General features: G+C 34.7%; 23 protein-coding genes and 1 pseudogene. 5 read left to right on the top strand and 19 right to left on the bottom strand.

The window, feature by feature from the left end:
• Positions 1-104: 104 nt before the first annotated feature.
• The 15 genes and pseudogenes from EGX95_RS04410 to EGX95_RS04335 form a co-directional block, all read right to left on the bottom strand.
• Positions 105-488 (bottom strand): annotated as a pseudogene (locus EGX95_RS04410) (hypothetical protein); the annotation flags it as partial.
• Positions 489-947: a hypothetical protein gene (locus tag EGX95_RS04405; RefSeq protein ID WP_002027198.1), complete on the bottom strand. Its 459-nt coding sequence runs from the start codon at positions 945-947 to the stop codon at positions 489-491.
• Between the two features lie 324 nt (positions 948-1,271).
• Positions 1,272-2,198 (bottom strand): hypothetical protein, encoded by a 927-nt coding sequence (locus tag EGX95_RS04400; RefSeq protein WP_000919184.1) that lies wholly within the window; start codon positions 2,196-2,198, stop codon positions 1,272-1,274.
• A 139-nt stretch (positions 2,199-2,337) separates the two neighbouring features.
• Complete coding sequence (locus tag EGX95_RS04395) at positions 2,338-2,988, bottom strand: hypothetical protein (protein ID WP_001037219.1); 651 nt, start codon at positions 2,986-2,988, stop codon at positions 2,338-2,340.
• A 43-nt stretch (positions 2,989-3,031) separates the two neighbouring features.
• Positions 3,032-3,787, bottom strand: coding sequence for an Imm26 family immunity protein (locus EGX95_RS04390; protein WP_000446714.1), 756 nt, complete (start codon positions 3,785-3,787; stop codon positions 3,032-3,034).
• 164 nt (positions 3,788-3,951) lie between these two features.
• Complete coding sequence (locus EGX95_RS04385; RefSeq protein ID WP_000382053.1) at positions 3,952-4,554, bottom strand: hypothetical protein; 603 nt, start codon at positions 4,552-4,554, stop codon at positions 3,952-3,954.
• A 794-nt stretch (positions 4,555-5,348) separates the two neighbouring features.
• Positions 5,349-6,863 carry an RHS repeat domain-containing protein gene (locus tag EGX95_RS04375; RefSeq protein WP_000129428.1) on the bottom strand — a complete coding sequence of 505 codons (1,515 nt, stop codon included), beginning with the start codon at positions 6,861-6,863 and terminating at the stop codon, positions 5,349-5,351.
• A gap of 527 nt (positions 6,864-7,390) precedes the next feature.
• Positions 7,391-8,095 (bottom strand): hypothetical protein, encoded by a 705-nt coding sequence (locus tag EGX95_RS04370; protein ID WP_000878667.1) that lies wholly within the window; start codon positions 8,093-8,095, stop codon positions 7,391-7,393.
• A gap of 55 nt (positions 8,096-8,150) precedes the next feature.
• On the bottom strand, positions 8,151-10,499 hold the full coding sequence (locus tag EGX95_RS04365) for an RHS repeat-associated core domain-containing protein (protein ID WP_002080942.1): 2,349 nt from the start codon (positions 10,497-10,499) through the stop codon (positions 8,151-8,153).
• 17 nt (positions 10,500-10,516) lie between these two features.
• The gene (locus tag EGX95_RS04360) at positions 10,517-11,542 is read right to left on the bottom strand and encodes an S-layer homology domain-containing protein (protein ID WP_000592124.1); all 1,026 of its coding nucleotides are present in this window, start codon (positions 11,540-11,542) and stop codon (positions 10,517-10,519) included.
• An 89-nt stretch (positions 11,543-11,631) separates the two neighbouring features.
• A complete protein-coding gene (locus EGX95_RS04355) occupies positions 11,632-11,883 on the bottom strand; it encodes a hypothetical protein (protein ID WP_000435468.1) in 252 nt (83 codons plus the stop codon).
• A 112-nt stretch (positions 11,884-11,995) separates the two neighbouring features.
• Positions 11,996-13,528, bottom strand: coding sequence for a fatty acid--CoA ligase family protein (locus tag EGX95_RS04350; protein WP_001055180.1), 1,533 nt, complete (start codon positions 13,526-13,528; stop codon positions 11,996-11,998).
• 161 nt (positions 13,529-13,689) lie between these two features.
• The gene (locus EGX95_RS04345; protein ID WP_000832616.1) at positions 13,690-14,118 is read right to left on the bottom strand and encodes a hypothetical protein; all 429 of its coding nucleotides are present in this window, start codon (positions 14,116-14,118) and stop codon (positions 13,690-13,692) included.
• Positions 14,119-14,372: 254 nt separating this feature from the next.
• On the bottom strand, positions 14,373-15,362 hold the full coding sequence (locus EGX95_RS04340) for a lipoate--protein ligase (RefSeq protein ID WP_063246626.1): 990 nt from the start codon (positions 15,360-15,362) through the stop codon (positions 14,373-14,375).
• A 9-nt stretch (positions 15,363-15,371) separates the two neighbouring features.
• Positions 15,372-16,106 (bottom strand): MBL fold metallo-hydrolase, encoded by a 735-nt coding sequence (locus tag EGX95_RS04335; RefSeq protein ID WP_000784661.1) that lies wholly within the window; start codon positions 16,104-16,106, stop codon positions 15,372-15,374.
• A 180-nt stretch (positions 16,107-16,286) separates the two neighbouring features.
• Between EGX95_RS04335 and yhfH the strand changes: the two genes are divergently transcribed.
• A complete protein-coding gene (gene yhfH / locus EGX95_RS04330) occupies positions 16,287-16,415 on the top strand; it encodes a protein YhfH (RefSeq protein ID WP_000567010.1) in 129 nt (42 codons plus the stop codon).
• A gap of 39 nt (positions 16,416-16,454) precedes the next feature.
• On the opposite strand, the gene EGX95_RS04325 is transcribed toward yhfH, so the two are convergent.
• A complete protein-coding gene (locus EGX95_RS04325; RefSeq protein WP_000103731.1) occupies positions 16,455-17,468 on the bottom strand; it encodes a LacI family DNA-binding transcriptional regulator in 1,014 nt (337 codons plus the stop codon).
• A gap of 197 nt (positions 17,469-17,665) precedes the next feature.
• On the opposite strand from EGX95_RS04325, the gene EGX95_RS04315 reads away from it, so the two are divergent.
• The 4 genes from EGX95_RS04315 (at position 17,666) to EGX95_RS04300 (ending at position 22,219) form a co-directional block, all read left to right on the top strand.
• On the top strand, positions 17,666-18,607 hold the full coding sequence (locus EGX95_RS04315; RefSeq protein WP_001082246.1) for a helix-turn-helix transcriptional regulator: 942 nt from the start codon (positions 17,666-17,668) through the stop codon (positions 18,605-18,607).
• An 84-nt stretch (positions 18,608-18,691) separates the two neighbouring features.
• Complete coding sequence (locus EGX95_RS04310) at positions 18,692-19,192, top strand: DinB family protein (protein ID WP_000713025.1); 501 nt, start codon at positions 18,692-18,694, stop codon at positions 19,190-19,192.
• 284 nt (positions 19,193-19,476) lie between these two features.
• Positions 19,477-21,891 (top strand): hypothetical protein, encoded by a 2,415-nt coding sequence (locus EGX95_RS04305; protein WP_000127291.1) that lies wholly within the window; start codon positions 19,477-19,479, stop codon positions 21,889-21,891.
• Positions 21,881-22,219 (top strand): hypothetical protein, encoded by a 339-nt coding sequence (locus EGX95_RS04300; protein WP_000489542.1) that lies wholly within the window; start codon positions 21,881-21,883, stop codon positions 22,217-22,219. Before EGX95_RS04305 ends, EGX95_RS04300 begins: the two co-directional genes overlap by 11 nt.
• A gap of 165 nt (positions 22,220-22,384) precedes the next feature.
• On the opposite strand, the gene EGX95_RS04295 is transcribed toward EGX95_RS04300, so the two are convergent.
• From EGX95_RS04295 to EGX95_RS04285, 3 genes are all read right to left on the bottom strand, one after another.
• The gene (locus EGX95_RS04295; protein ID WP_000140256.1) at positions 22,385-22,687 is read right to left on the bottom strand and encodes a DUF2087 domain-containing protein; all 303 of its coding nucleotides are present in this window, start codon (positions 22,685-22,687) and stop codon (positions 22,385-22,387) included.
• Between the two features lie 37 nt (positions 22,688-22,724).
• Positions 22,725-22,934: a hypothetical protein gene (locus tag EGX95_RS04290; protein WP_000678005.1), complete on the bottom strand. Its 210-nt coding sequence runs from the start codon at positions 22,932-22,934 to the stop codon at positions 22,725-22,727.
• 147 nt (positions 22,935-23,081) lie between these two features.
• Positions 23,082-25,853 carry a YhgE/Pip domain-containing protein gene (locus EGX95_RS04285; RefSeq protein ID WP_000678104.1) on the bottom strand — a complete coding sequence of 924 codons (2,772 nt, stop codon included), beginning with the start codon at positions 25,851-25,853 and terminating at the stop codon, positions 23,082-23,084.
• Positions 25,854-26,013 lie beyond the last annotated feature (160 nt).

Raw genomic sequence — 26,013 nt, 5'->3', positions numbered from 1 at the left:
TTTTTCAAAAATACCAGCTAAAAACAAACTAATTCCTAAAAAAACGAATATCACTATATTAATTTTGTAACCCAAGAGCGACATATATGAAGTAAAACTTATTAGAATGTTGCCTCTATAGATTTTGTTTCTTTTCCATTCTCTACAACTTTCACTCTCGTACGGTTTCCAAATCCATCATATGTGTATAATTTAGTTGTTCCGTTTGGTAGTGCTTCATTTAATAGTTGGTTAATCGGGTCATATACAAAGTTTGTTTCTGTTACTTTTCCGCCCGTACCTTCATGTTTAATCTTCGTGCAATTACCTGCTTGATCATATTCATATCGTTCAGAAAGTAGAATACTATTTGATGTACCTACTACTACATCTTTAATTTTGTTCGCATGGTCATAGTTAAAAGTAGAACCTGAACCATTTCCAGCTGTGTACGTACGAACATTTCCTTGATCGTCATAATCAAAGCGATACGTTTGCGAGCCATCTGTCTAGATAAAGAAAGAAGGTGTCTCCAAAAGAGCATTTTTAATGACCTTTTGAATCACCTTCTTCAGCAATTTTTTCTCCTTAACCACTTGAATTACCTTTTCTATACTTTCTGCTACAAGCACGGGAGTCCACATTCCCTCTCCATGTTCAGCAGTGTACACTGCACACCCTATATCTTTAGTATCTACAAAAATAGGATCTCCTATATATGAATCTAAGCCAATTACAATCCAACTTTCTTGCCAAGATCCTTCTTCATTACTCATTAAACTTTCCCCATTATCGGTAATACTGTATCCAACCTGTCCTTCTTCTATTTCTTCACTATTAAATAACTCTATTGTAATTTCTTCTCCGGCATAAAACTCAACATATTCACTTCCGTCTGGATTATAAATAACTGCATTCTTATCTTCATAATTAAATATAAATAGCCATCTCTCTCCGATTCGCTGCATACATATCACAGATTCAACATCTATATCCACATTTAAATTAATATTACTTATACTCCCATTATTTTTATCCAAATAAATAATACAAGGGCGATCCTGATGATCTTGTACTAATAAAATTATATTTTGTTTATAGTCCACGTTCATTTTTTCTAAATTGATAAGCTTCAACAATAGACTTAAAACTGATGAACTCTTTGCATACGATATCTTTCATATAGATAAAAAACCCTCTCATTGATTCTAAACATAAAAAATAAGCGTCAAACTCCATTAATTCTAATAAGTTTGACGCTTATCCTCCATTATAATTTTATATACTTCACCTTACTTACTCCAAGAAAATGTTAAATCCCATTGTTGCTTTCTATAATTTATTGGACTCATCTTTTCAAATGTTTGATCTTGAATATAAAAAACTATCTTTTGTATATTTACTTTTGGATTGAATAAAAAATCTCTCAAATCGATATACTCTTCATTTATAAATGCAGCCCCTTCTATAACAGAAAAAGTCTGCGCTATTTGGTCTACATCTATATTTAAAATACATTTGTATAAACTATCATCGTCCTCTAATAATAAGTCTGCTTTTATAAAGACATCCGTATTATCTAATTCAAATATACTCTTAACAGTTGATGGTCTAATCCAAGATTCATCTTGATACTCAAAGCTTTCATTTTCTAAGTCCCATTCCCAAATGGATGAAAAAGAAAAATCTTCAAGACTTAGCTCCTCTATCGGTTTTCCATTAATTGAACCCACCGGCGATCCTGCCTCTTTCACTATTTTAGGAATAAGATTGCTAAAGTACATATTTCTCTCACTCGTTACTGATTCCTTAATAAGGGGATATAAATATAAAGTAGCCATCGTTCTTAAACCATTACTCGCTCTTAATTCTAATTCCATTGCTATAGAAAAAGTCCTTATTGATAAATAACTAATTCGAATGTTTCCATTAAGGACCGTAAAAGTTTCTCCCTCTATATTAAATTCCGATTCTTGAAAATTAAACTCTCTATAGTAATAACTTTGTTCCTTATGAATAAAATCAGGGTACTTATTTAAATATATATCTAAATAATCATCTTCTACTAAAGTCTTATATGTTGGACATACAATTTTAAACTGTAACTTTCGAGATTTAGAATCCACAACAATACAGTTATCCTGTATGACACAATACACCCAAGGTATATAAAATTGATTCCCCTCTATTACGAGCTTTGAAGGCTCTCGTTTTAACATTGATACCACCTCTTTTATACATCCTAACGTAACTCAAACCATTGATAAAAGTTCTATTATCCCTTATTCTTTTTCTACATTTATAAATGGTGCGCTCTCTCTTCTCATTCAAATAAACCGTTCAGACCGCGGAACAAACTTAAGTGCTCTGCATGGAAGTTTGTATGATTAAACATTCTTTACATAGATAGAAATATAAAAAACTCTCTCCTATTTGAAACGTTATTCCTCCTGTAAGTCCCCCTTCATTCCCATAATCTTCTCCGGTCAACATAGCCACATAGTTCATACTTTTCGAGCAACAAGGACACGTTGCCTCTATAGAATCTTCTATGTATAGGGGCGCTCCAACTATTCTACAAATATAATCTCTTCCCATAGCATCTAAAGCTTGGTCATTTTCATCTTCATCACAAGGGACATCATAATTCTCCATCGTTACTAATTTCATATCATATTTTGGCAAAGGAACTGGTATCTTATCAATTAATTCATACTTCCAATCAAACATCTCACTTTGAGTAATGGTATGTATAGAACTTTCCATTATATTTATTTTGAAATTTTGTATATCTTCATATAAGGAACAATTTAAGCAAGTGATTAATGGCAACTCTCTTAATTCTTCTGTCTTAAGTTCCTCTAATCTAGAATCATTCAAATCAAAGGTAAATATTTGATGCACTTGTTCATTACATTGCGGACATATAGGAACTTTCCAAGTTTCTCCACCAAAATAATGGCTATATCCCTCTTCCCCGTGAATAACTCTAAACCCTAATTTATTCATATATTTGCCTCCACTTTATAATACGGATAACAGTTGTTATCCTTCAGTTATACTCAATTACAAAATTTTTATTAGCGGATATCTCTTCTACAAACTTTTGTTTCTTTTCTAACTTGTATTCCATGCAGAAATCTATTAAATGAGAAGTAGACCAAGTCACATTTCGAACTGGATTTCTCCTAGTGTTTTCATTGATTTCTCCCATTATTTCCATATCAAAAATAACCTTAAGAGTATAATCGTCAAATACCATTCCATTAAGCATCAATGCTGTTAAAATGTTAGCATTATCAATATCCTCTTTAGTAGGCACTGTTTTCAAATGCAAATCGAATATAACACATAAAGGAAACACGTCTTCCATCAATTCAACAATTTGTCCGAAAAAATATGTTTCATTTGGTAAAGAGATAGAAAATACATCCCCAACTTTCCATTTTTGCTTTTTAGGTCGTTTCCAAGATTCAATGAACTGTTCATACTCTCTTTTATTCTCAAATGTAAATTCTTCGTCTATAAGCTTATTCACCAAAATCGCAACTTGTAACATTTTCTTTCCATTTGTTGAATATATCTCTACACAATCGCTCTCTGAATCAAAACGGACTTTACCTTTTATTCCCGCTTCTTTAACTTGATTTCGTATAAAAACCATTGCATCATAATTTGTCTCTAAATCTAAAAGCCCGGCTAAATCCTCAAAAATGATATATTCTTTTGAACTAAAATCCGGTATAAACATACGAATTCTCCCGATTTGTAACGTATAATTTAATTCATTGAATAGTACTGATTCCATTTATTCTCTCCTATAACACTCTAACTGTTTTTCATTGAAACTATTTTCTTCTAATAATAAAATCCTCTCATTGATTCTACACATAAAGGTTGTAAAAAATGCACCCAAAAATTCAGGTGCATTTTCATTCTCAATGTAGAAACTTCATGTTTTGCGGCTTCATTCTAATCCATAATACGTTCTTCCGCATAACAAACAAATACTTGCTTTTCCGAACGTAAAGATACTACATAATACTCATCTTCAAAATGCCCTACTATATACCCCATTTCCCCCGCCAGTTCAATTGTTTCTTTATTGAAATATACTCTTGTCCGATCAAAATTTATATGTTTTATGATACTCTCTAACTCATTATCGTTTACTTCTTTTTCAGAGAAAAGGAACATGAGGCTCCCTTCCATACATACAGGAGAAATCACATCGAAAATATCAGTTGCAGGATCATACTGGTTTATTAAAATTGTGCTCTTCACAATCGACTTTTTCCAGTTTAACTCTTTTAATTCTTTTTCCCAAATGTAATTTTGCACCTTTGTTAATTCCTCTTGAATCCCTTCACAATTCACTAAAATATATAAATGAAATTTCGACATCATTGTTTTCATAAATTGTTCCATGCTTGTATCAACATCAACTATATATCTATTAATTTTTGATAACAAATTCAGGATTTTATCATTTTCAAAATTATCATGTTCATCCAACACTAGAAAATATTCGTTTTTTTCCGTTGCAGGCTTGTGTATTTCGATGTATGTGTCCATGGTTTCTCCTTCTAGCTCGTTCGTATAGCTGATTACTGTTATCCCACTTATTTTCAAGCTCCTTTTAAGGAAAAAGCGATATATTCACGTTGTACAATGTATTCCCCCAAAAATACCCCATTTAAAAATTAGATGCATACTGTTTTATAAAGATCTTATTTCAATTATATATAATTGAATATTATCGTAAACTGTGATGTACATTCAGCCGTATAGAGCACTTCTAAAGAATATCCTAATTTATAACATATAAAAAAGGAAGAGCTTAAAAGTTTGCAGTGCTCCCTGTCTACTTGACAGGGGACACTGCATTTCAGCTCTTCTTTCTTTTTAAATTCTTATATTATCATCAATAATTATTTTCTCCTTAACCTCTCAAGTACTTACACACTAAGTTATAATCCAAAATAACTATATACATCATAAAAGATCGAATATAATATAGCTACTCCTACACCGATTGAAAATATCTTAAACAAATAAAAACTGAAAGACAGTACGATTGGGAATGGTGTTAATAAAGAAAATAACAGTGAGTTAACACGCTGCTTTTTAAAAGTTTCTTTATCTATTATAATTCCAAAAATTATAATTCCACAGGCTATAAAAAAACATAGTACCATAAAAAAAATGTCTTCCATATATCTCTCCTACTTTATTATTTTTTAAAGGACCTTATCCATTAAGTGAAAAATATATTTTCACTTAATGGATATTATTCATAAACATTCATCTTACTCATAATAATAAAATAACTTCTAACTAATATACTAACCTCAATTTTCTATTAAAAACTATCTTCGCCTTTTTTTAGCAGCCTTTTTATTACTTTTTGTATTTTTCTTCTTACTACTTACATTTTTAGTAGAACGATTATCACGATATGCAGTAGCAAAGGTTAATCCTAAATAACCTTTACTTCCAGTCATAGAATATGCTACATCTCGAGCCATACCTTTTCCACTATAACCACTTTGCCCTTTTCTTTGTACACCACTTCCAGCATTCGCTACAGCATACCCAGGTACTGCTGTATGAGTACTAACAAATAAACGAGCTCCTTTGCCTAAATGCCTAGCAACATGACCTCCTGATCCTCCTATAATACCACCGGCTACCCCCCAAAGGAAATCCTTACCCAGTCTTTTATAATTCATTCCTTTTAAAGTTTTATGTTTTGCATAATGCCCTATTACATAACTGCCCACATTAGCAATTCCACCAACAGCTCCAGAAGCGATCCACCATGCAAGATGCCCATCCGGATCCACCTTCATCACCGGATTATTATCACCATACGTATACCCATTCATCGTAACCGGATCATCTTCATCACCCGGATCAGGATCCACAGACAAGAACACACCATGATTTGGGTTATAGTAACGCGCAATCAGATAATACATACCAATCTCTTTATCATACATGTATCCCGCATATCCAAATGGATTGTCTGCTGCGATACCTTTTGCGTCACTCTTTAATACGTTACCCCATGAATCGTACTCATACGTTGCTACAACTTCTCTATTTTGATCTGTCATCGCAACGACATCACCACGTGGGTTGTAGTGATAATATAGCGTTTGTCCTTTTGATTTCATCGCTAGACGCGTACCACTTGTTGAGTATACATATTGACGAAGTACAGTTCCACTACCATCCGTCTCATATAACGGATTAATACTATCTCCATCATAGAAATAACGTGTTACTTGACCATTTATACTCTTTTCAATACGACGATTGTTTTCATCGTATTTATACGTTGCGAATGCATTGCTTTCACCTTGTTTTGTAATAGCTACAATTTGGTCATGTTCATTCCATGTATACTTGTACTTTCCATCTGATGTACGATTTCCATTCGCATCATACGTTAACGATTCGTTCCCGAATTTTACAAGTTGATTCCCATCATTGAATGTTGCTGCTATAGATTTTGTTTCTTTTCCATTCTCTACAACTTTCACACTTGTACGGTTTCCAAATCCATCATATGTGTATGATTTAGTTGTTCCGTTTGGTAATGTTTCATTTAATAATTGGTTAATTGGGTCATAAACAAAGTTTGTTTCTGTTACTTTTCCGCCTGCATCTTCATGTTTAATCTTCGTACGGTTACCCGCTTGGTCATATTCATATCGTTCAGAAAGTAGAATACTGTTTGATGTACCTACTACTAAATCTTTAATTTTGTTCGCATGGTCATAGTTGAATGTAGAACCTGAACCATTTCCAGCTGTGTACGTACGAACATTTCCTTGATCGTCATAATCAAAGCGATACGTTTGAGAACCGTCTGTCACACGAATGTTTTGATCTAACGTGTTGTAGTCATACGATACTTTATTTGTGTATCCGCCTTGTGTTACTGTTTGTTCTTTTAATTTTTCTGTCTTACTGTTTGCTTTATCATGATACGCCCAGTCAATTTTTCCGCCTCGGCTATCTGTTGCGCTTGTAACGCGGTCAGCCTTGTCGTATGTTTTCGTTCTACGCCATTTGTGTTTATGTTCAATTTAAGTATGAACTAGGAAATTAAAATATTGTAGGAAAAAAGTTTAAATTATATAAAATCCTTTTCATACAAACTTAACCTCGCATATTATCTAGTTGACATTTATAATATGCGAGGTTACATAACCAGAGTTCATTTATCCACAACAGATTATAACCCTCTCAAACTCCATATAAAAAAAATAAGCGTCAAAATCCCTTAATTTTAATAAGTTTGACGCTTACCCTCAATTATAATTTATTTATCTACAAACAATATATCTTACTCTCTCAAAACCTATATAACCCTAAAAATCTTTTATATTTTCTTTATAAATTATGAGCACCTCAAAATTAACCAAGGATACCACAATATCTCTTCCGCCTCTATCTTTTGATTATCAATTAAATGAATAACATATTGTGCATCCTCATAATTAGCGATAAGTGATAATTCATTTAAATTCTTACCATACTTTCTAAAATCCGTCTGTAATTTATTATGAATAAACGAATAAAAATTATTGTTACTATAGCCACATATATCAAAACCTAACATTTCATCGTTATTGATACAGAATGGCAATGCATCTTCCATAAAATGATATATAGAACAATCAAAATCATTCTCTTCTCGCTCATTCAATAAAAAATCCGCCCGATACTCTTCTGAAAGATTTAAACTAACAATTTCCAAATCCTCTATACCCTTTAAATAGTTTTTCTTAAAAAATCTAGCATCCTCTAAATCCCTAAAAACATTGGGCCAGGAGAACCTTTTTTCCTCTATCAATGTATCTAAAAAACATCGCGCCTGTTCATGCTCCTCTTTACTGATCCTTAATCTTGAGTTTATTAGTTTAGTAATCGATTCATTTTCATTTGTATTGGCCCAAGGGAAAAACCAATAATCAGGAAATGTTGGCCGTACGCTATTACTTATTGTTAAAATAATCGAGGAAAGCCCCTCAATTATGCAAGTTTGATAAATAAGCTCTTTTTCATATGAAATTATCATAAATCCACCGTTATAATATTTCATGCCCATCCCTCCTTCCTGTTATGAATACAAGTATTCTTCAATAACTATATTCATTTTAATACCCTCTTGGATATTCCTTTTTAAATGGTTTTCTCACTTTTTCTTTCGGATACTTCTTCTTAGTTATAGGGTTTCTATTGTATTGATTTTTAGTTTTAACATTTGGTCGTGGAACATCACCATGCGGTTTTCCTTCTCCACGAAATTGTTTCCTCAACACTCCTCCTTGTCCATAAGTTGCGTATTCAGTCACTTTTCCATTTTTAGTTTTATATCTTGTATGTGGACTTCCCTTTGCCTTCGGGTCTGGTCCAGATGGTTTACTACGGGCCTGCATGACTCTGATTTTTGCACCAATACGCCAAGCCGCATATGCACCACCAACCGCTATAGTTGCTAATAATGCCGCTTGTCCCAAACCTGGTACGAAATATATGCCTGCAGCCATTGCCCAATGCCCATCTGGGTCAATGTTCATTACCGGGTTATTATCCGCATACGTATACCCATTCATTGTAACCGGATCATCACTATCACCTGAATCAGGATCCACCGATAAGAACACACCATGCTCTGGATCATAATAACGCGCAATCAGATAATACATCCCAATTTCTTTATCATACATGTATCCCGCATATCCAAATGGATTGTCTGCTGCAACACCTTTTACGTCGCTCTTTAATACGTTACCCCATGAATCATATTCATATGTTGCTACAACTTCTTTATCCTGGTTTGTCATCGCAACGACATCACCACGTGGGTTATAGTGATAGTATAACGTTTGTCCATTCGATTTCATAGCCAAACGTAAACCGTCTACAGAGTATACATATTGACGAAGTACATTTCCACTACCATCTGTCTCATATAATGGGTTAATGCTGTCTCCGTCATAGAAGTAGCGTGTTACTTGACCATTTACACTCTTTTCAATACGACGATTATCCTCATCATACTTATATGTTGCAAATGCATTGCTTTCACCTTGTTTTGTGATGGCTACAATTTGGTCATTTTCATTCCACGTATACTTGTACTTTCCATCTGATGTACGATTTCCATTCGCATCATACGTTAACGATTCGTTCCCGAATTTTACAAGTTGATTTCCTTCATTGAATGTTGCCGCTATAGACTTTGTTTCTTTTCCATTCTCTACAACTTTCACACTTGTACGGTTGCCAAATCCATCATATGTGTATGATTTAGTTGTTCCGTTTGGTAGTGCTTCATTTAATAATTGGTTAATCGGGTCATATACAAAGTTTGTCTCTGTTACTTTTCCACCCGTACCTTCATGTTTAATCTTCGTACGGTTGCCCGCTTGGTCATATTCATAGCGTTCAGAAAGTAGAATACTGTTTGATGTACCTACTACTAAATCTTTAATTTTGTTCGCATGGTCATAGTTGAATGTAGAACCTGAACCATTTCCAGCTGTGTACGTACGAACGTTTCCTTGATCATCATAATCAAAGCGATACGTTTGAGAACCGTCTGTTACACGAATGTTTTGATCTAACGTGTTGTAGTCATACGATACTTTATTTGTATATCCACCTTGCGTTACTGTTTGTTCTTTTAATTTTTCTGTCTTACTGTTTGCTTTGTCGTGATATGCCCAGTCAACTTTTCCGCCTCGGCTATCTGTTGCACTTGTAACGCGGTCTGCCTTGTCGTATGTTTTTGTACGTTCTACGCCATTGACATGGTCTTTTACTTTCGTAACTTGTCCATTTTGATCACGTTCAAATGTAAATGAATCTTTTCCGTTGCGCTTTTCACCAACAACGCGATCAGCTGTATCATATACAGACTCTAAGATAGAACCATTTGGCATTTTCGTTTTAATCTTGTTTGCATTTTCATCATACGTATGTTCAATACGACGGTTTAACGCGTCGATATACACTGTATTTTTGTTATCTACATCATACTCATATTTGTGTGTTTGTGTTTTCCCACCAAACATGACAGATTTCTCTGTTGTGTTTCCATTATGATCATAACGATAATTTACAGAGGTACCATTTTTTAATGTAACCTTCGTTAATAGATTATCTTTGTTGTAATCATATAGTTTTGTATTTCCTTTTTCATCGGTTTCGCTCTTTTTATTTCCTGATGCATCGTATGTGAATGTATTCTTCTGCCCTTCTTCATCATACGCGGCAATAACATTTCCGTCGTTGTCGTACTCGTTTTTAATAAGAGCGTTTCCTTCTAGTAAACGAATATTATCAAACCAAACTTTTCCTTTATTCTCTCTTCTAAATTGAAATAAAGTATTCCCCCTTATCCAAAGAGGCAATACTTTATCTACCTCTATCCCATTAATGAAACCCACAACAAAAAAGCACACAATCCATTCACAAAAGTGAACGTTGTGCGCCTTCATTTCTCATTCTATTTCATTTATTTCTTCAACTTATCCGCCTTCGCAATAAATTGTGCTGCTTCCGCACGGCTTACCGCTTTATCTGGAGCCCATCCATTATCTGTTCCAATTGAAATCTTTTCTTGGATTAAAATATTGGCATACTTCGCACCCCAATGATTGTTTAAGTCAGCAAATTCTTTCGGTAGTTTTATATTTTCATTTCTTTCTAATTTATATGCATTTACTAACATAGAAGCCATTGATGCACGGTTAATTAACCCGCTCGGATTAAAGTTACCCCTCTCATCACCTTTTACAATACCTGCTTTTTCAACAGCAGCAATATACGGCGTTGCCCAGTGATTTTGTGCATCAAGGAATGATGGCTTTGCATCTTTCTTAATTTCTAGCCCTAAAACAGTTGCTACTATTTTTGCAGCGGAACTACGATCAATATTTTCAGCTGGTGCAAACGTACCATCTGGCTTACCGTGTACTGCTCCTTTATCTACTAAATATTGAACTGACTCTTGTGCCCAAGTTGGTACGTCAGAGAATTTAGGCTTCTGTTCAATTGCACTCGCATCGATTTCAAACTGTACTTGATATGTATGATCATATTTAATTGCTGGAATTAATATATGCATTTGCATATTATATTTTTTCGAAAACTCATCAATTTCAAATTGAACAACTTTCGTACCGTTATTTGCTTTATCTTCGGAAATTACTTTTACATCATGGAATGTCCCTAATTTTTTTGGATCTTCTACTCTAAGATACTGGAAATAGCTACTATCTTGAACTGTTAACGTAACGATTTTTTTATCACCTTGAATGGTTACTTTTGCATTCTTTAAATATGTAGAAGCAACTGATGTATCATTCGTTTGATCTTTATAAGTCTTTAAAATAACGTCATACGTGCCATCTGCTAATTTGCTAGCTGCTTTCATTTCTACTACCGCTTCTGCTTTCGCAATCGGTGCCATCATACCGCTAAATGGAACTACTAACGTTGCTGCTATAACAAATGCATTCATATATTTTTTCTTAATCATTATCAATATGACATCTCCCTTTATATAAATATACTTAACACAACTATCATATTGATAATGATTATCAATGTCAAATGAAAATAATACTATTATTTCCTACATAAGTACGCTTTCCGCTCATTTTTAAAAAGTAAATAATGCGCTGTATGAACTTTCCTCTCTAAATAATCGATAGAATAAGAGCTTGATGGATCCACTAAATCACCTATCGCTCCTGAAAGGTGATCAATGACTTGCTGCAAAATCTCTAAGTTTTTCTTCTCACTTTCCGCATTCATTTCATCCATAATGTCACAAATAAGATATTGTACTCGCCGTAAACGTAATTCCTTCTGTTCCACTTATATCTCCTCCTTATTAGTCATATTACGGTTTAAATATATGGCACCATAGCTTAACCAATGCTAAAAAATAGAAAGGCAACCATCTTCATAAAGATGGTTGCCCCTATATTTAAACTTGCATCGCTTTTTCTCTCAAAGCTCTTCTCAGCAATTTACCTGTCGTATTCTTCGGCAGTTCTGTTAAAAATTCAATACTCTTTGGTACTTTATATTTTGCTAAATGTAATGTGCAGTAATGCATAAGTTCTTCTTCTGTTACGTTCGTTTGTTTCAGAACGACGTACGCTCGCACTGCTTCTCCTAAGTTTTCATCAGGAACACCGATTACGACAACTTCCGCCACTGATTCGTGCATGTACAATACTTCCTCTACTTCACGAGGATATACGTTATAACCGCCAACTAAGACGATATCCTTTTTGCGATCAACGATATAGAAGTAACCTTCTTCATCCATTTTTGCTAAGTCTCCTGTATACAGCCAGCCATCTTTCAATGTCGCAGCTGTATCTTCTGGTGCGTTATAATATCCTTTCATAACGTTAGGCCCGCGAACAATTAATTCCCCAACTGCACCAACAGGTACTTCTTCCCCAAGTTCATTTACAATTTTATTTTCTACATGCCAAATATTTGTACCGATTGACCCTGGCTTACGCGGGCGATCTAGCGGGTTGAAACAAGTAACTGGTGATGCTTCTGATAAACCGTATCCTTCTGAAACGATAACGTCAAAACGTTTTTCAAAGTTTTGTAGAAGAGCAACAGGCATTGAAGCACCACCTGAAATACAAAGACGAAGCGTCTTCACATCTTCTGCGCTCGCTTCTTCGAATAAATATAAATAATTGTACATTGTCGGTACACCGGCAAAAATCGTCGGTTCATACGTGCGACAAATACGGAATACTTCTTTCGGACTAAATTTCGGTAACATTAAAATGGTCGCTCCGTTCACAATTGGTGCATTGACCGCCACTGTTAAACAGAATACGTGGAACATCGGCAATGCCGCAACGACGCGATCATCAGCCGTATATTGTAAATACGACGCCACATCGCTCGCATTACTATATAAATTTTTATGAGTTAACATAGCGCCTTTCGGTTTTCCAGTTGTGCCCGAAGTGTATAGAATAACCGCTACATCTTCTTCATCTAGTTCTGGGCCTTCGTAAGTTAAATCTCCAGCCCCTATCATTGTAGTAAACGTTTTCATTTTTTCGGTTTCTGTATGGTTAAAATCTGATGAGGTTTCGCATATGATGATGTTCTCAAGTGAAGGAAGTCTTGTTGTAAGAGATTGTATAACAGGTAGAAGGACGTCGAGTACGATGATTGTTTTTACATCTCCATTTTGTAAAATGTAATGCATTTCGTCTGCTGTATAAATTGGATTAACTGGAATAACAGTTGCTCCCGCTTTCATTGTTCCGTATAAACCGACCAAAAAATGTGGTGAATTTCCAACAACTAATGCAACATTGTCCCCTTTTCCAATGCCCATTTCTGCTAAATTGCTAGAAAACCTTGTGACCATTTTGTTTAATTGGTCATATGAGACCGACTGATCCATAAATATATAAGCCGGTTTATCCCCCTTCTTTTTCGCCGTTTCAGCCAAAGATTGAACGAGATTCACACAAACCCCACCTTTATAAAATTTAGAATATTTAAAAATTCTAAATTAATTATATTAAAAGAAAATTAAAGTGGCAAGTGTTATTCCATTAACTGCATATAAACAGATCACCTCCTCTTCATTTACTTTGGAAGGATAAGGGAATTTTATTTGCAAGTAATTTATGAAACTAGACCAAAAATCATTTTAGGATAATATGCACTCATCTTTTCTCTCAGTTTAGTAAGTTCCTCTTTATTTAACGTCGTATGCTCTCCAAACAAGTTAATCGCGTCCGCTCCATCTTCATGAAAATACACCGTAACATATAGTGCTGGTAACCCTGCATTGTCTTCATCTATTGAAAAGACGACATCTGGTGTCTTATTAACAGTGCTGAATGTTTCATTTCTTTTCCACTTCTTATTTTGAAACATGTCTTGTATTTCCTGTATCTTTCGTCTGTTATCTGTATGCGTAAAATATATAACATTATCTTTCGCTGGTTTTCCAATCGATAAAAGTATGCGACTTGAGGACGTTTCATCGTTACAAGCTGCTATTCCAATAACGAAGCTGAGCAATAATACAACGTACATTACTCTTTTCATTTCGATCCGCCTCCTTTTGAATATGTATATTCTTTTATAAGAGGCAGATGTCCTGTGATTTTATCGTATATAAAATTATATCGGCGATTTTTCAGATATATCAGCGCAACTCGAAATATATCGGCGATTTTCCAAATATATCGACCGCAACTCGAAATATATCAGCGATTTTTAAAATATATCGACTTACCGACAAAACGTGACAATCTACGCAAAAAGAAAGAGGCTGCCAGTTACGGTAGCCTCCCTTATTTTTAGAAGAACAAATGTAAGAAATCTTCTGTTGTAATATTACCGAAGTAACGTGCGATATCTACGCCTTCTAAAGCTGCAGTGAATGCATCTTTATCAAATTGTACGCCTGTTAGACGTTCTTCAATATCATGCACATCTAGTGAACCGAAGAAGTCACCGTAAATTTTACATTCTGTTACTGTTCCTTTTTTCACTTCAAGACGAACGTCAACTTGTCCAACTGGGAAGCGGTGTGAATGTTGTAAGTTGAACTTCGGAGATTTTCCATAGTTCCAGTCCCAATTGCGGTAGCGCTCTTCAGAAAGTTTGTGGATTTCTTTCCAATCCTCTTCTGTTAATTCATACGTTGGAATTTCTGTTTCTCCTTCAAAAATTGTTTCTAGAAGAAGTTGTCTAAACTCTTCTGTCGTCATTTCTTCGTTTAGGAACTCTGTAATGTTCGCAACGCGGCTACGGATTGATTTAATTCCTTTGGATTGGATCTTATCCATTTTTACTTTCAGTGCTGATACGACGTGATCGATTTCAGAGTCAAATAGTAACGTACCGTGACTGAACATACGACCTTTCGTTGAGAACTGCGCGTTACCTGAAATTTTTCTGCCTTCAGCTAAAATGTCGTTACGACCACTTAGTTCTGCATTTACGCCTAATTTACCAAGCGCTTTCGTTACAGGCTCTGTGAATTTTTTGAAGTTGCTGAAACTGTCTCCATCATCTTTCGTAATAAAGCTGAAATTTAAGTTTCCTAAATCATGATATACTGCGCCTCCGCCTGATAGACGACGAACGACATGAATACCTTTTTCTTTTACGTAATCTGCATTAATTTCTTCTACTGTGTTTTGGTTTTTACCAATGATAATCGAAGGTTCATTAATGTAGAAAAGTAAATATGTTTCGTTAATATCTAAATTCTTCACACAATATTCTTCAATCGCTAAGTTTATTCTAGGATCTATAATCCCTTTATTATCAATAAATAACATCGTATCACCTCATGAGTTCCATACGTAGCCACTATGCGCTAGCGTAATATGGCCACTGAAAATTTGTTTTGCTTCTGTTACTAAATCAGCTGGATTGCCTGTATGCGGTAAGTGCGTTAATAAAAGTTCTTTTACATTCGCATCTTTCGCAATACTTGCTACTTCTGTACTATTCATATGCCCTGCTTTTGCAGCCTCTTGATGTGCATACATATTACACTCACAAATGAAAAGATCAGCATCTTTTGTGAATGGAATAAATTCAGGAATATAACTGGAATCTGCGCTATATACTACAGCGTCATTACCTGCTGTAATACGCATCGCAAAGCATGTAACAGGATGAACAGTTTTTAAGAATGAGATCGAGAACGGTCCAACTTGAAGTGTTTCTTCTGGATTGTACGCGATTCCTTTCGTATGCGGTTCATGTGTTAAAGAATGGAATCCACTCTCATCAAACGTATGACCGTATATTGGTAGTTCCGGTAGTTGTCCCTTTGTCGCACTCGTAATTAGTCTCGCATATTGCAATACCCCAATGTCTGCAACATGATCGTGATGATAGTGCGAAAGTACAACTGCATCTATATCAGATGGTGTTATATATTTTTGAAGCTGTGCTAGTACACCACTACCACAGTCTACAAGTAAACGAAAACCATCGTGTTCAAACAAATACCCCGACGTTGCTTCTCCCGCTTCTGGAAAGCCGCCCCAAAAGCCGACAACAGTCATTTTCATATGTATCCATCCTTTCTAAAACCGAGTAGAAATGCATGTTTCACTTACATTCTACATTGTTAACTATAATCCATTTCCTAAACTTTTTCATTAATTTTCAATTTTGTTATAAAACAGTTGTTGACTTTTGTTTTTTGTACTAATACAATGATAGTAAGAAATGGAAATGGAGGGATTGACATGATCGATCAACCAATGGAGTTTTTCAGAAATTTACCGACGAAAACTTGTGCGCACTGTGGGAAAGAAATTGATGAGCAACACGAAGCATACCATAACAAATGTGATGACTGCGTTCACGAAGAATAGTAGTTTGTGAACAGAAAAAAACCTAGCAGACATAGTCTACTAGGCTAATAACATCGTATCCTTCATCGTTGAACCTTTCACCAAGAGCTCCAATTCAAACTCATACAATTCTTTTTTTCGATAATTTTTCGTATGGATTTTATCCATCATCAGGTCGACAACTTTTCGGGCCATCTCATCGATTGGCTGTTCAATTGTCGTAATACCTGGCTCTGTAATCTGTGATAAAATTTGATTATCAAAACCGATAACAGCGAGATCATCTGGAATGCTCCAGTCATGGCGTTTCGCCTCTGAAATAATTCCAGCTGCTACCTCATCGCCTCCTGCCAAAATCGCGGTAGGATTTTTTTTGTCCTTTAATACTTCATGGAATATTCGTTTTCCATCTTCCCAAGAGAAAGCGTTTTCAAGAAAATCGATCGCTTCTACTTGGCGGCTTTTCTCTGTTATCGCACGTAAAAAGCCCATTTTTCGCTGTTGGCTAACCACTTTGGTTTCGTTACCACGGCAAAAAATAAGATTACGATACCCTTGTTCTAACACATGCTTAGCAGCTATGTATGCTCCTTGCGCATGATCAAACTTCACTGTTGGAACATTTGCTTCCTCAATATATTCATTACATAACACGATTGGACCGTGCTGTAAGTATGGCTCTACATCTTCCCATGAATTTTCTAGTGAACATAGAATAATCCCATCTACTTGTTTCGTAGATAATAATTGTAAATACTCCATCTCTTTTTCCGGTAAATATCTTGTTTGACAAATAATCAGTTTATATTTATGTTCAGAAGCAGCAATCTCAATTGCTTCAATAAATCTACTGAAGAAAGGATTTGTAATCCTTGGAACTAGCACCGCAATTGTTTCCGTTTTTTGTTTACGAAGCCTTCTCGCCGCAGAATTAGGAACGAAGCCTAAATGCTTCATCGCTAATTGAACCCTTTTTTTCTTCTCATCTGAAACATATGGATGATTATTAATCACCCTAGAAACCGTTGTCCTTGATAACCCCGCTAATTTCGCCACGTCCTCTATAGTCGACACGAAATTCTCCCCCTTTGCATGAAAACGTTTTCTTAAATTGATTATATAGTATATTATTGGAAACTGCAATACGGCTTCTTATGATTTTACTATATTAATATTATACATAGGGAAAAGTCTGTTAATGGGAGGGGAAAACATACTGCTTTTAGAAGTTTATAGTAAACATATTTATAAAAATTTGAAGGTGATATTTCATGAATCGGACAGATCGTTTATTAGCTATATTAATTGAATTACAAAGAAAACAAACTGTTACAGCACAAAGCTTAGCGGAAAAATTTGAGACAAGTATAAGAACGATTTATCGAGATATGGATGCACTTAACGAATCGGGTGTTCCTATTTATTCAATGCCTGGTCACGGTTATTCATTAATGGATGGTTATTTCTTGCCCCCCATTCAGCTTACGCCTGAAGAGGCTGTTACTCTTTTACTAGGCGGTGATTATATCGAGAAAACTTTCACTTCTTCTTTTTCTGTACATGCACGATCAGCAAAAGAGAAACTTGAAATTGTTCTCCCTGCTGATCAACAAAAGAAAGCCCAGGAATTACGAGAAACTTTTCGTTTCCTTTCTCCTATGTTTTCACATCAGCAATCTGAACAAGAAAAACTAGAAAATCAACTTCTCCTATTGCAAGAATCTATTCAAAAAGAACAAGCTATCTCTTTTTCTTATCGGAAACCGAGAGAAACTACAAAAATAAAGCGGACCGTTCATCCTTATGGCTTAGTCAATATTTCAGGAATTTGGTACATCGTTGCACATTGCTTACTTCGAAAACAAATACGCAATTTTCGTTTAGATCGTATGGATACGTTACAGCAAGAACAAGAATTTTTCACAAAACCGAAAGACTTTTCTTTACAAAACTATAAGCCTGAAAGCAATCGTACTGTTATGATTCATTTATTGTTTCCATCTCATATTGCACATAAAATTATTGAATCACGATATTATTTTATAGATTCATATGAACATAGAAATAACGGTTTTCACGTCTTTTTGAAATCAAGAAATATAGACGAAGTGTTTCAATGGGTATTGAGCTGGGGGAGCCAAGTGCAAGTACTTGAGCCAAAAATTCTTTCTGAGAAAATCCGTGATGAAGCAAAAAAAATGTTAAAACTTTAATTTCACTACTGACATAATGCTGTCAGTAGCCCTCCTTTATAGTAGGTATTAACAAATACATTTTTATAAAAAGGGGTTAACAATATGAAGAAATTTGAGGAATTAGCTACGTATTACATAGAGGAATTAGAAAGGTACTCTATAGAACAATTTAGGACGAAGCCGTCTAGCGAAGAATGGTCCCTCGGTCAAATGTATAGTCATTTAATTGCCTCTACATATATGCAGTTAGATGCAATCGCGAAATGTAAAACTGAAACACCATCAGCAACTAACAAGAAAACGGATATGGGTGAAAAAGTATATAAACTTGGTGCTTTCCCGGATATACAAATCAAAGTACCAAATCATCCTGGATATACACCTGAAAATCCCTCTAATAAAGAAGAAATACAAAAACGTATGCTAGAATTAATTACAGTTGTTAAAGACATTGAGCCAACACTTTCTTCTATTCCAAGTGATTGTAAAGTCGAACACCCTGGGCTTGGTTACTTACATGCAGCAGAATGGTTCCAACTTATTTCTATGCATTTTGCACATCATCTTCGTCAGAAAGAAAGATTGGAACTTAAGGTTTTCTAAGTGTTAACATTTCCACTAAAAGAGACTGCCAATATTGGCAGTCTCTTCACTTTTGATGCAATATTCCTACGTCTATATAAACGAAAAAAATCTGTTAAGCAATTTGAAATAGTATAGGGAAATGCGTATCAACTAGTAAGACGGTACAGATGCAGAGCGATGATCTAGTAATATTTTCGCTTATAAAAATATACAATTAATTTCAAATATAAAAATAGACAGATTTTAAAATGAATAATATAGTTAAATATGGAAATTCATTTTATATCTTATGGAGGGACTTTATGACAGCCAGTATGATTTATAATAAATTAACGAAAACAGAATATGTTGTTATAGAGGTTAACGGAGGGTTTTCCGCTCCAAACAATTCTATTATAGGAGACAAGAAACTATATATAACCAATTCTGGTCGAGTATTGGGGTATGATTCTGGCGGATTATTTTCTTCTGAACAAAGCTGGGAATATACAGGGAAGATTAAAGTAAAATTTTCAAAATCTGATGTGCAATTATCTAATTATAAAACAGATTCTTTTACATTTCATATTTCTATAACTCATGGACAATTTTACAAGTTATATACATCAGGAGTAAGAAAAAAACGATGGCATATTGTTGGTGAAACAGCTACTAGTGCACCGTGTTTAATATCAAACAACTTTGAAAGCGAACATTCTGAAATGTTTTCCAGCGATATTATAATAAAAGATCAGAAGATAGTATTAATGAACGGCCCTTTTACCGACATATACTATTATAGAATCTATTCATACAAAAAGACGGATTCTATTATAGAATTGAATGGAAAATTCTATAATAAATCGGTCGGTGATTTGGAGAATATTAAGATTTTTATCCCTTTTGATAATAAAATTAATCAATTAATCAGCTTATTAGAACAATCCCCAAGTATCTTTGAAGATATAGGTAATACAAATTTACTGTACACTGCTGTAACAAACGGTATCATTCATCGACAGTTCGTACGAAATCAAGAGCTAGTATTTGCACTTTTCAATGATGACTTAGTTGTCATGGATGAAGCAAAACGTAAGATTATAAGTCAACATCCTTTCAAAGAATACGATAGCTATTACAATTCGCTGTCAAAACAAATATTGATCATGCATAAACAGCGACAAATGGCTCGATTTATACTTTCACTAGATTATAATGGATTAGAAAATCAAATTTCAAAAAAGTTCACCAAACCAAATCATAGATTCATTTCGAATTTTGGAGATTTCACTGGTACCTTATTAGGTAAGGAATACACAAATGTGAATATAATAATGGCAATAAATGAAGAGGAAATTGAATTTATTCTAGCAGATACTTTGAATTCTATCGGTGTAGTGAGGTTGGTAAACGCCCAATTTATTCGAGACGGTAAGAATGTCATTTTCATCCACCAAGGTGAAATAGCGCTTATAAAAACGAAGAATAAATTCAAATTACATAATTACATACAATTTGAAGCTATAACAGAACCGTTAAAAATGAATATTTGTTTTACGGGCCATAATGAGCCGTTTTTCCTAGAACAATCGATGGACGCTATCACATTAAAACGATCCCTTCAAAAGGATTTCTTACATTTATATCATGAACAAATTGTAGATATTTCTGTAACCAACTATGGTAATGAATCATCATCTTATTCTGAATTGACAGTAACGCTCAATAATCAGAAACAATATAAATTGAACGTTTATAATGAACGTATTAAAGAGATAATGTCAAAAGCCTATTATTTTAAGAAAGAAGCAAGTCTGCCACAAGTTTCATCTGATCAACTATTTTTAAGTTATAGTCGGCAAATTAACAACCATATCTTATATCATTATTTCGGACAACTTTTCGCAATGTACGAAGGTTTGAAAGAAATTCAGGCTACTACACAAGACAAAGAACTAAAGAATGTACAAATCATTAACTATTTATATTATGCTACACAGTCTCAAAAGAAACATTTGGATAAGGTATCTATTTATCTTCCAGCAATGCTTGAACAAATGGAAAAAGATATTTTAAAGGAACATGGTCAAGGAAAGGTATATCAATCATTTAAATCATTACAAAAAAAACTTATGGGTATTACATCTCAAATTCATCGTTCTCTTCATGAAATGGAGAGTTCTATTTCAGCAGTTTCTTTTGCACTTATTCCTAGAGAGGACTATGAGAAAAACATTTCTAATCAAATAATCAACAGAGGAATAATCAATGGTGCTTTGTATGGGGTAGCCGCAATAGCTCTTAGCCCCCTCGCTTTAATTGGAATAGCTATGACCGGGATTAATACTTATTATAGTAAGAAAGACCATGAAATGAGAGAGCGAATTCGAAAAGAAAGTGAGAATCAACGTTTAGAATTCTATACTTCTAAAATACAAGATTCCTTCGAACATTTCATTCAGACGTTATTGCCTTTCTATATTTCTGAAGTGAATCATGCCGTTTTCCATACTTATAAGCAAGTTCATGCTCTTTATGAGCCTATTAAAAACAACGAAGAAGTTCGAGAACACATGTTAATGAAAATGACACAGCTCTATACATTTAAAAACTTGCCAATCGATGAGTCTGTTACAATGAAAAAACAGAAGCTTATCGAATTAGCAAATAAAAATGAAAACCATGCTGAAAAGCACGTAGACACATTCCGTTTGGAGGTTGAAAATTATGTTCCGTAATCCATTTAATCCTAACAATACAGCTACTCCTGATTCATTTGATCAGATGGATACCATAGATATGACCGGTATTTCTGAGGTAAATAATCCATTCACCAGTGCAAATCCAGATGTTACTGATACTTCAAATGTTGATTATGCTGGAGATCATTTTGTAGAGCCACATTTCGTTTCTAGTTATGATCGTCAAGACGGAACTCATGTTGAAGGATATTGGCGAGATGGTGATGGCAACACAGATATAGACGCAACCACTGAAAACGGTGGTGGCTATATACAAACAAACCCAGATGGTATTCTTGAAAATAACTTTAGTTTTTGGGGATAAATTTTTGGGGCGAAAGCTAGATTGTGGTGTAAACGGATGCTTGGAAAATATAGCATCCGTTTATTTCATTTGAAGTATTAAATGATATCCCTAACATCGATGTTTTTCCGGACTCTCATGTATAAGACTACTAACTTGCAAGAAAATCCCCCTTCCTCATTACATTTATAACTCTTCCCACTTCGTCCAAACTTCTCTCCCATTTATATGGTACATATTATCCTCGCGATCCATAAACCCGTGCACAATAAACTCGCGTCTAATCGTACAAAAATCATCGTGATATTGTTTTATAAATGTATTCATTTCTTTTTCTGTATAGTGATTTTCAGCGTTTAATTTGCTAATTAAATGCTCTAACAATACTAGTTTTTTCTTCTTTTGACCTGGAATCGATTTTAGACGGTCCTCTTTACCAAAAAAGTTACGAATGGTCGTATCCCTAAATTTCATGTCACTTTCAGTCATTTTTTTGTCCTCCATCGTTTTTTTATGTACTGATTTTTTATTTGTCCTTACTATTTTTCTTCATTCTTTTACTTATAACATCCATAAGGTAATACCCGCTAATTAGTACATAGTAAACTGTAAGTATTCCTAGTGCATCTTTCATATTTATATATTTTTCTTTATGAAACAAGATAGGTGAAAGGGCGTAAACAAGAAAGATGATTAGCGGATTTAAGATAAAATAATAAGTAAGATTTCCTTTCATCGTATCAGCTCCTCTACTCTATGTTTCTCTGTAAATTGTTGTAATTCCTTTTCTTTCGTTTCTATAGTTTTTAGAAAGATTCATATCCGAACTACAAAAAAGATGCCCTGTATTACAATAAAAAAAGCACCAAAAAGGTGCTTTTTTCTACGCTTCAACCGATTGATTTTCAGCAATATTTTTAAACTGTCGTTTATGCATCCAAGTTAATGAAGCAATTGTTCCAAGTGATAACACAACGATGAAAATCATGAGTATTCCTATGTTTTGCCACATGAAGTCAAAGTCTCCGCTTGATACGACTGCTTTTAATCCTGATACAGAGTATGTCATTGGTAACCAAGCATTGAATGGTTGTAAAAATTTTGGAATTAATTCTAGTGGGAATGTTCCGGCACTTGTTGTAAGCTGAATAATTAATGTGATGATGGCAATGAAACGCCCTGCATCACCGAATGCTGTTACTAAACATTGAATTAACGCGATAAACGCTAAGCTTGTAACGATGCTAAAGAGTATGAAATACGGAATACTTTGTACTTCTACACCTAATCCGAACAGTAATATGACATCAGCTACTACTGCTTGAATAATACCGACTGATAGTAATACGCCAAACTTACTAATAAACCAGCTAAACCCTGATTTTGGAACACCAACTGTGTCACGTAATGGATATACGATTGATAATAGTAATGCCCCAACGAATAAACCGAGTGATAAGAAATACGGTGTGAATCCAGTTCCGTAGTTTGGAACTTCCGCCATTTTCTCTGTCTTCACTTTTACAGGGCTTGCAAACATATCATACGTTTTATCCGTTCCTTTTACTTCACCCGTTTTCTCTGCCCCTTCGCCTAGTTTCTCAGCAAGTTCACCTGAACCGTCGTTTACTTTTACAAGGCCATCCGTTACTTTCCCGGAACCGTCTGCTAGTTTATTTACTCCGTCGATTAACTGGGTTGAGCCAGTTGATAATGCACCTAAGCCTGTTGTTACTTGACCGGAGCCACTAGCTAATTGATTTACTCCACCTGCCATTTGATTTGCTCCTACAGATAATGTACCTAAACCGCCTGTTACTTGGCTTGAACCATCTGCTAGTTTATTTACTCCGCCTGCCATTTGGTTTGCTCCTGCAGATAATGCACCTAAACCGCCTGTTACTTGACTTGAGCCATCTGCTAATTGATTTACTCCACCTGCCATTTGATTTGCTCCTGCAGATAAAGTTCCTAAACCGCCTGTTACTTTACCTGAGCCATCTGCTAATTGATTTATCGCATCAATTAATTGACCGGATTCATTTTTAAATTTATTTGCGCCTTCTTTAGCAACATTTAACTTTACACCAAATCCTTGAAATTTTTCAACAAACCCTTTTTGTGCACTAGATAATTGTTCAATACCAGCAGTTAAGGATTGTAACTCTGCTGCATTCGGCAGTTTGCTTTGTCCATCCCCTGTTTTTTGATTTATTTCGCCTTTTAATTGTTTTACTTCTTCATTTAATTTATTTGTTCCGCCTGCTACTCCAGTAGTTTTTTGCTGAACTGTCGCTGTACTTTTTACAGCACTTGTTATGAATGGTTGTAACTGCTCTTGATATTCTTTCGGTAAACTTTCAATTTGCTTTTGTAAATTCGCTACATCTTGCGCTGCATTTTTTGCATCTTCTTCTGTTGATTGCGTAAGCTCATTTAACTGATTTACATTCGCCCCAGCACCATCTATTTTCTCATTTACTGTATTCAATATAGAAGGGCCTTTCGACTGCATTTCCCCCAATCCTGCAACAGATTTTTGTACATTACTATTTAAATCTTGCAATCCCTTTTGAATCTCTTGAGACCATTTTTCTAATTGACTTTGCCCTTCAGCAAGTTTTCCCATACCATTTGATAGATCCGTTGTTCCTTTTTGTAATTCACCGGATTTACTTACTAATTTGTTCAAACCACCGGTCACTTTTTCAGATCCATCATGTAATTCGCCAATTCCTTTTTGCATTTCACCCGTTTTGTTATTTAACGTATTTAAACCTGCTGTTACTTTTCCGGATCCATCTATTAATTTTCCGATACCTGTTTGCATCTCACTTGTTTTACTATTTAACGTATTTAAACCGTTCGTTACTTTTCCTGACCCATCTACTAATTTTCCAATACCTATTTGCATCTCACCTGTTTTGCCATTTAACGTATTTAAACCTACTGTCACTTTCCCAGATCCATCAAATAGCTTCCCTACTCCATCCTTCATCTCCCCAGACTTTCCTTGAAGTGTATGAAGGCCATCTGTTACTTTACTTGAACCATCATGCAGCTCACTTGATCCGTCATGTAGTTTACTTGCTCCTTCCGCCCCATCTGCTAATCCTTTTGAGACGTCTTGAATGGAATCAAACATTTTCTCTGCATATGTTTTCGTTAACGTACTTGCTACTTCACCTTTAATTTTTTCAATGGCTGTTCCGCCAATTTGTGAAGATAAGAAGTTTAAGCTTTCGTTTGGAATATATTCTAAGTTTAATGGTTTCGGTTCATCTTTTAATAATGTTGTAGCGTTACTTGAGAAGTCATCTGGAATGCGTACTAACATGTAATACTTTCTACCTTCCATTCCTTTTTTCGCTTCTTTTTCACTTACAAACTCCCATTTAAAACTTGTATTATCTTTTAAATTATCAACGAGCCCTTTTCCGACCTCAATTGGTTTTCCGTCAAACACTGCACCTTTATCTAAATTGACTACCGCAACTGGTAAATCATCTAACTGTTTATACGGATCCCAAAAGGCCCATAAAAACATGCCTGCATATAAAATCGGTACGAATAAAACCGCGATAATTGGAATTAATATTTTTTTACTTTTTATAATTTGTGTGAACTCTTTACGAAGTAACTGATTTCCTTTCATCATTTATCCCCCTTTTTAAAATGACTATATTGTTCATTTAGTCATTTTTACCCAAACAAAAAGGCTATACCTATTCATACATATGCCTTATCCCCGAATTTATACTATGCAACTGTTCCTTACTATGAAGTGAATATTTCTATTATCCCTCCTAAATTAA

Origin of the sequence: Bacillus sp. FDAARGOS_527 (assembly GCF_003812125.1) — a bacterium.
GTDB lineage: Bacteria > Bacillota > Bacilli > Bacillales > Bacillaceae_G > Bacillus_A > Bacillus_A paranthracis.
The sequence above is the reverse complement of the archived record's forward strand: the minus strand, read 5'-3'. Positions and strand labels throughout refer to the sequence as shown.

Coding starts and splice junctions, on each gene's coding strand:
- EGX95_RS04405 (WP_002027198.1), bottom strand. CDS start 947: ATGCAGCGAATCGGAGAGAGATGGCTATTTATATTTAATTATGAAGAT.
- EGX95_RS04310 (WP_000713025.1), top strand. CDS start 18,692: ATGAAGAAATTTGAGGAATTAGCTACGTATTACATAGAGGAATTAGAA.
- EGX95_RS04335 (WP_000784661.1), bottom strand. CDS start 16,106: ATGAAAATGACTGTTGTCGGCTTTTGGGGCGGCTTTCCAGAAGCGGGA.
- EGX95_RS04315 (WP_001082246.1), top strand. CDS start 17,666: ATGAATCGGACAGATCGTTTATTAGCTATATTAATTGAATTACAAAGA.
- EGX95_RS04385 (WP_000382053.1), bottom strand. CDS start 4,554: ATGGACACATACATCGAAATACACAAGCCTGCAACGGAAAAAAACGAA.
- EGX95_RS04395 (WP_001037219.1), bottom strand. CDS start 2,988: ATGAATAAATTAGGGTTTAGAGTTATTCACGGGGAAGAGGGATATAGC.
- EGX95_RS04390 (WP_000446714.1), bottom strand. CDS start 3,787: ATGGAATCAGTACTATTCAATGAATTAAATTATACGTTACAAATCGGG.
- yhfH (WP_000567010.1), top strand. CDS start 16,287: ATGATCGATCAACCAATGGAGTTTTTCAGAAATTTACCGACGAAAACT.
- EGX95_RS04340 (WP_063246626.1), bottom strand. CDS start 15,362: ATGTTATTTATTGATAATAAAGGGATTATAGATCCTAGAATAAACTTA.
- EGX95_RS04400 (WP_000919184.1), bottom strand. CDS start 2,198: ATGTTAAAACGAGAGCCTTCAAAGCTCGTAATAGAGGGGAATCAATTT.
- EGX95_RS04290 (WP_000678005.1), bottom strand. CDS start 22,934: ATGAAAGGAAATCTTACTTATTATTTTATCTTAAATCCGCTAATCATC.
- EGX95_RS04370 (WP_000878667.1), bottom strand. CDS start 8,095: ATGAAATATTATAACGGTGGATTTATGATAATTTCATATGAAAAAGAG.
- EGX95_RS04295 (WP_000140256.1), bottom strand. CDS start 22,687: ATGACTGAAAGTGACATGAAATTTAGGGATACGACCATTCGTAACTTT.
- EGX95_RS04300 (WP_000489542.1), top strand. CDS start 21,881: ATGTTCCGTAATCCATTTAATCCTAACAATACAGCTACTCCTGATTCA.
- EGX95_RS04360 (WP_000592124.1), bottom strand. CDS start 11,542: ATGATTAAGAAAAAATATATGAATGCATTTGTTATAGCAGCAACGTTA.
- EGX95_RS04285 (WP_000678104.1), bottom strand. CDS start 25,853: ATGAAAGGAAATCAGTTACTTCGTAAAGAGTTCACACAAATTATAAAA.
- EGX95_RS04345 (WP_000832616.1), bottom strand. CDS start 14,118: ATGAAAAGAGTAATGTACGTTGTATTATTGCTCAGCTTCGTTATTGGA.
- EGX95_RS04365 (WP_002080942.1), bottom strand. CDS start 10,499: ATGAAGGCGCACAACGTTCACTTTTGTGAATGGATTGTGTGCTTTTTT.
- EGX95_RS04305 (WP_000127291.1), top strand. CDS start 19,477: ATGACAGCCAGTATGATTTATAATAAATTAACGAAAACAGAATATGTT.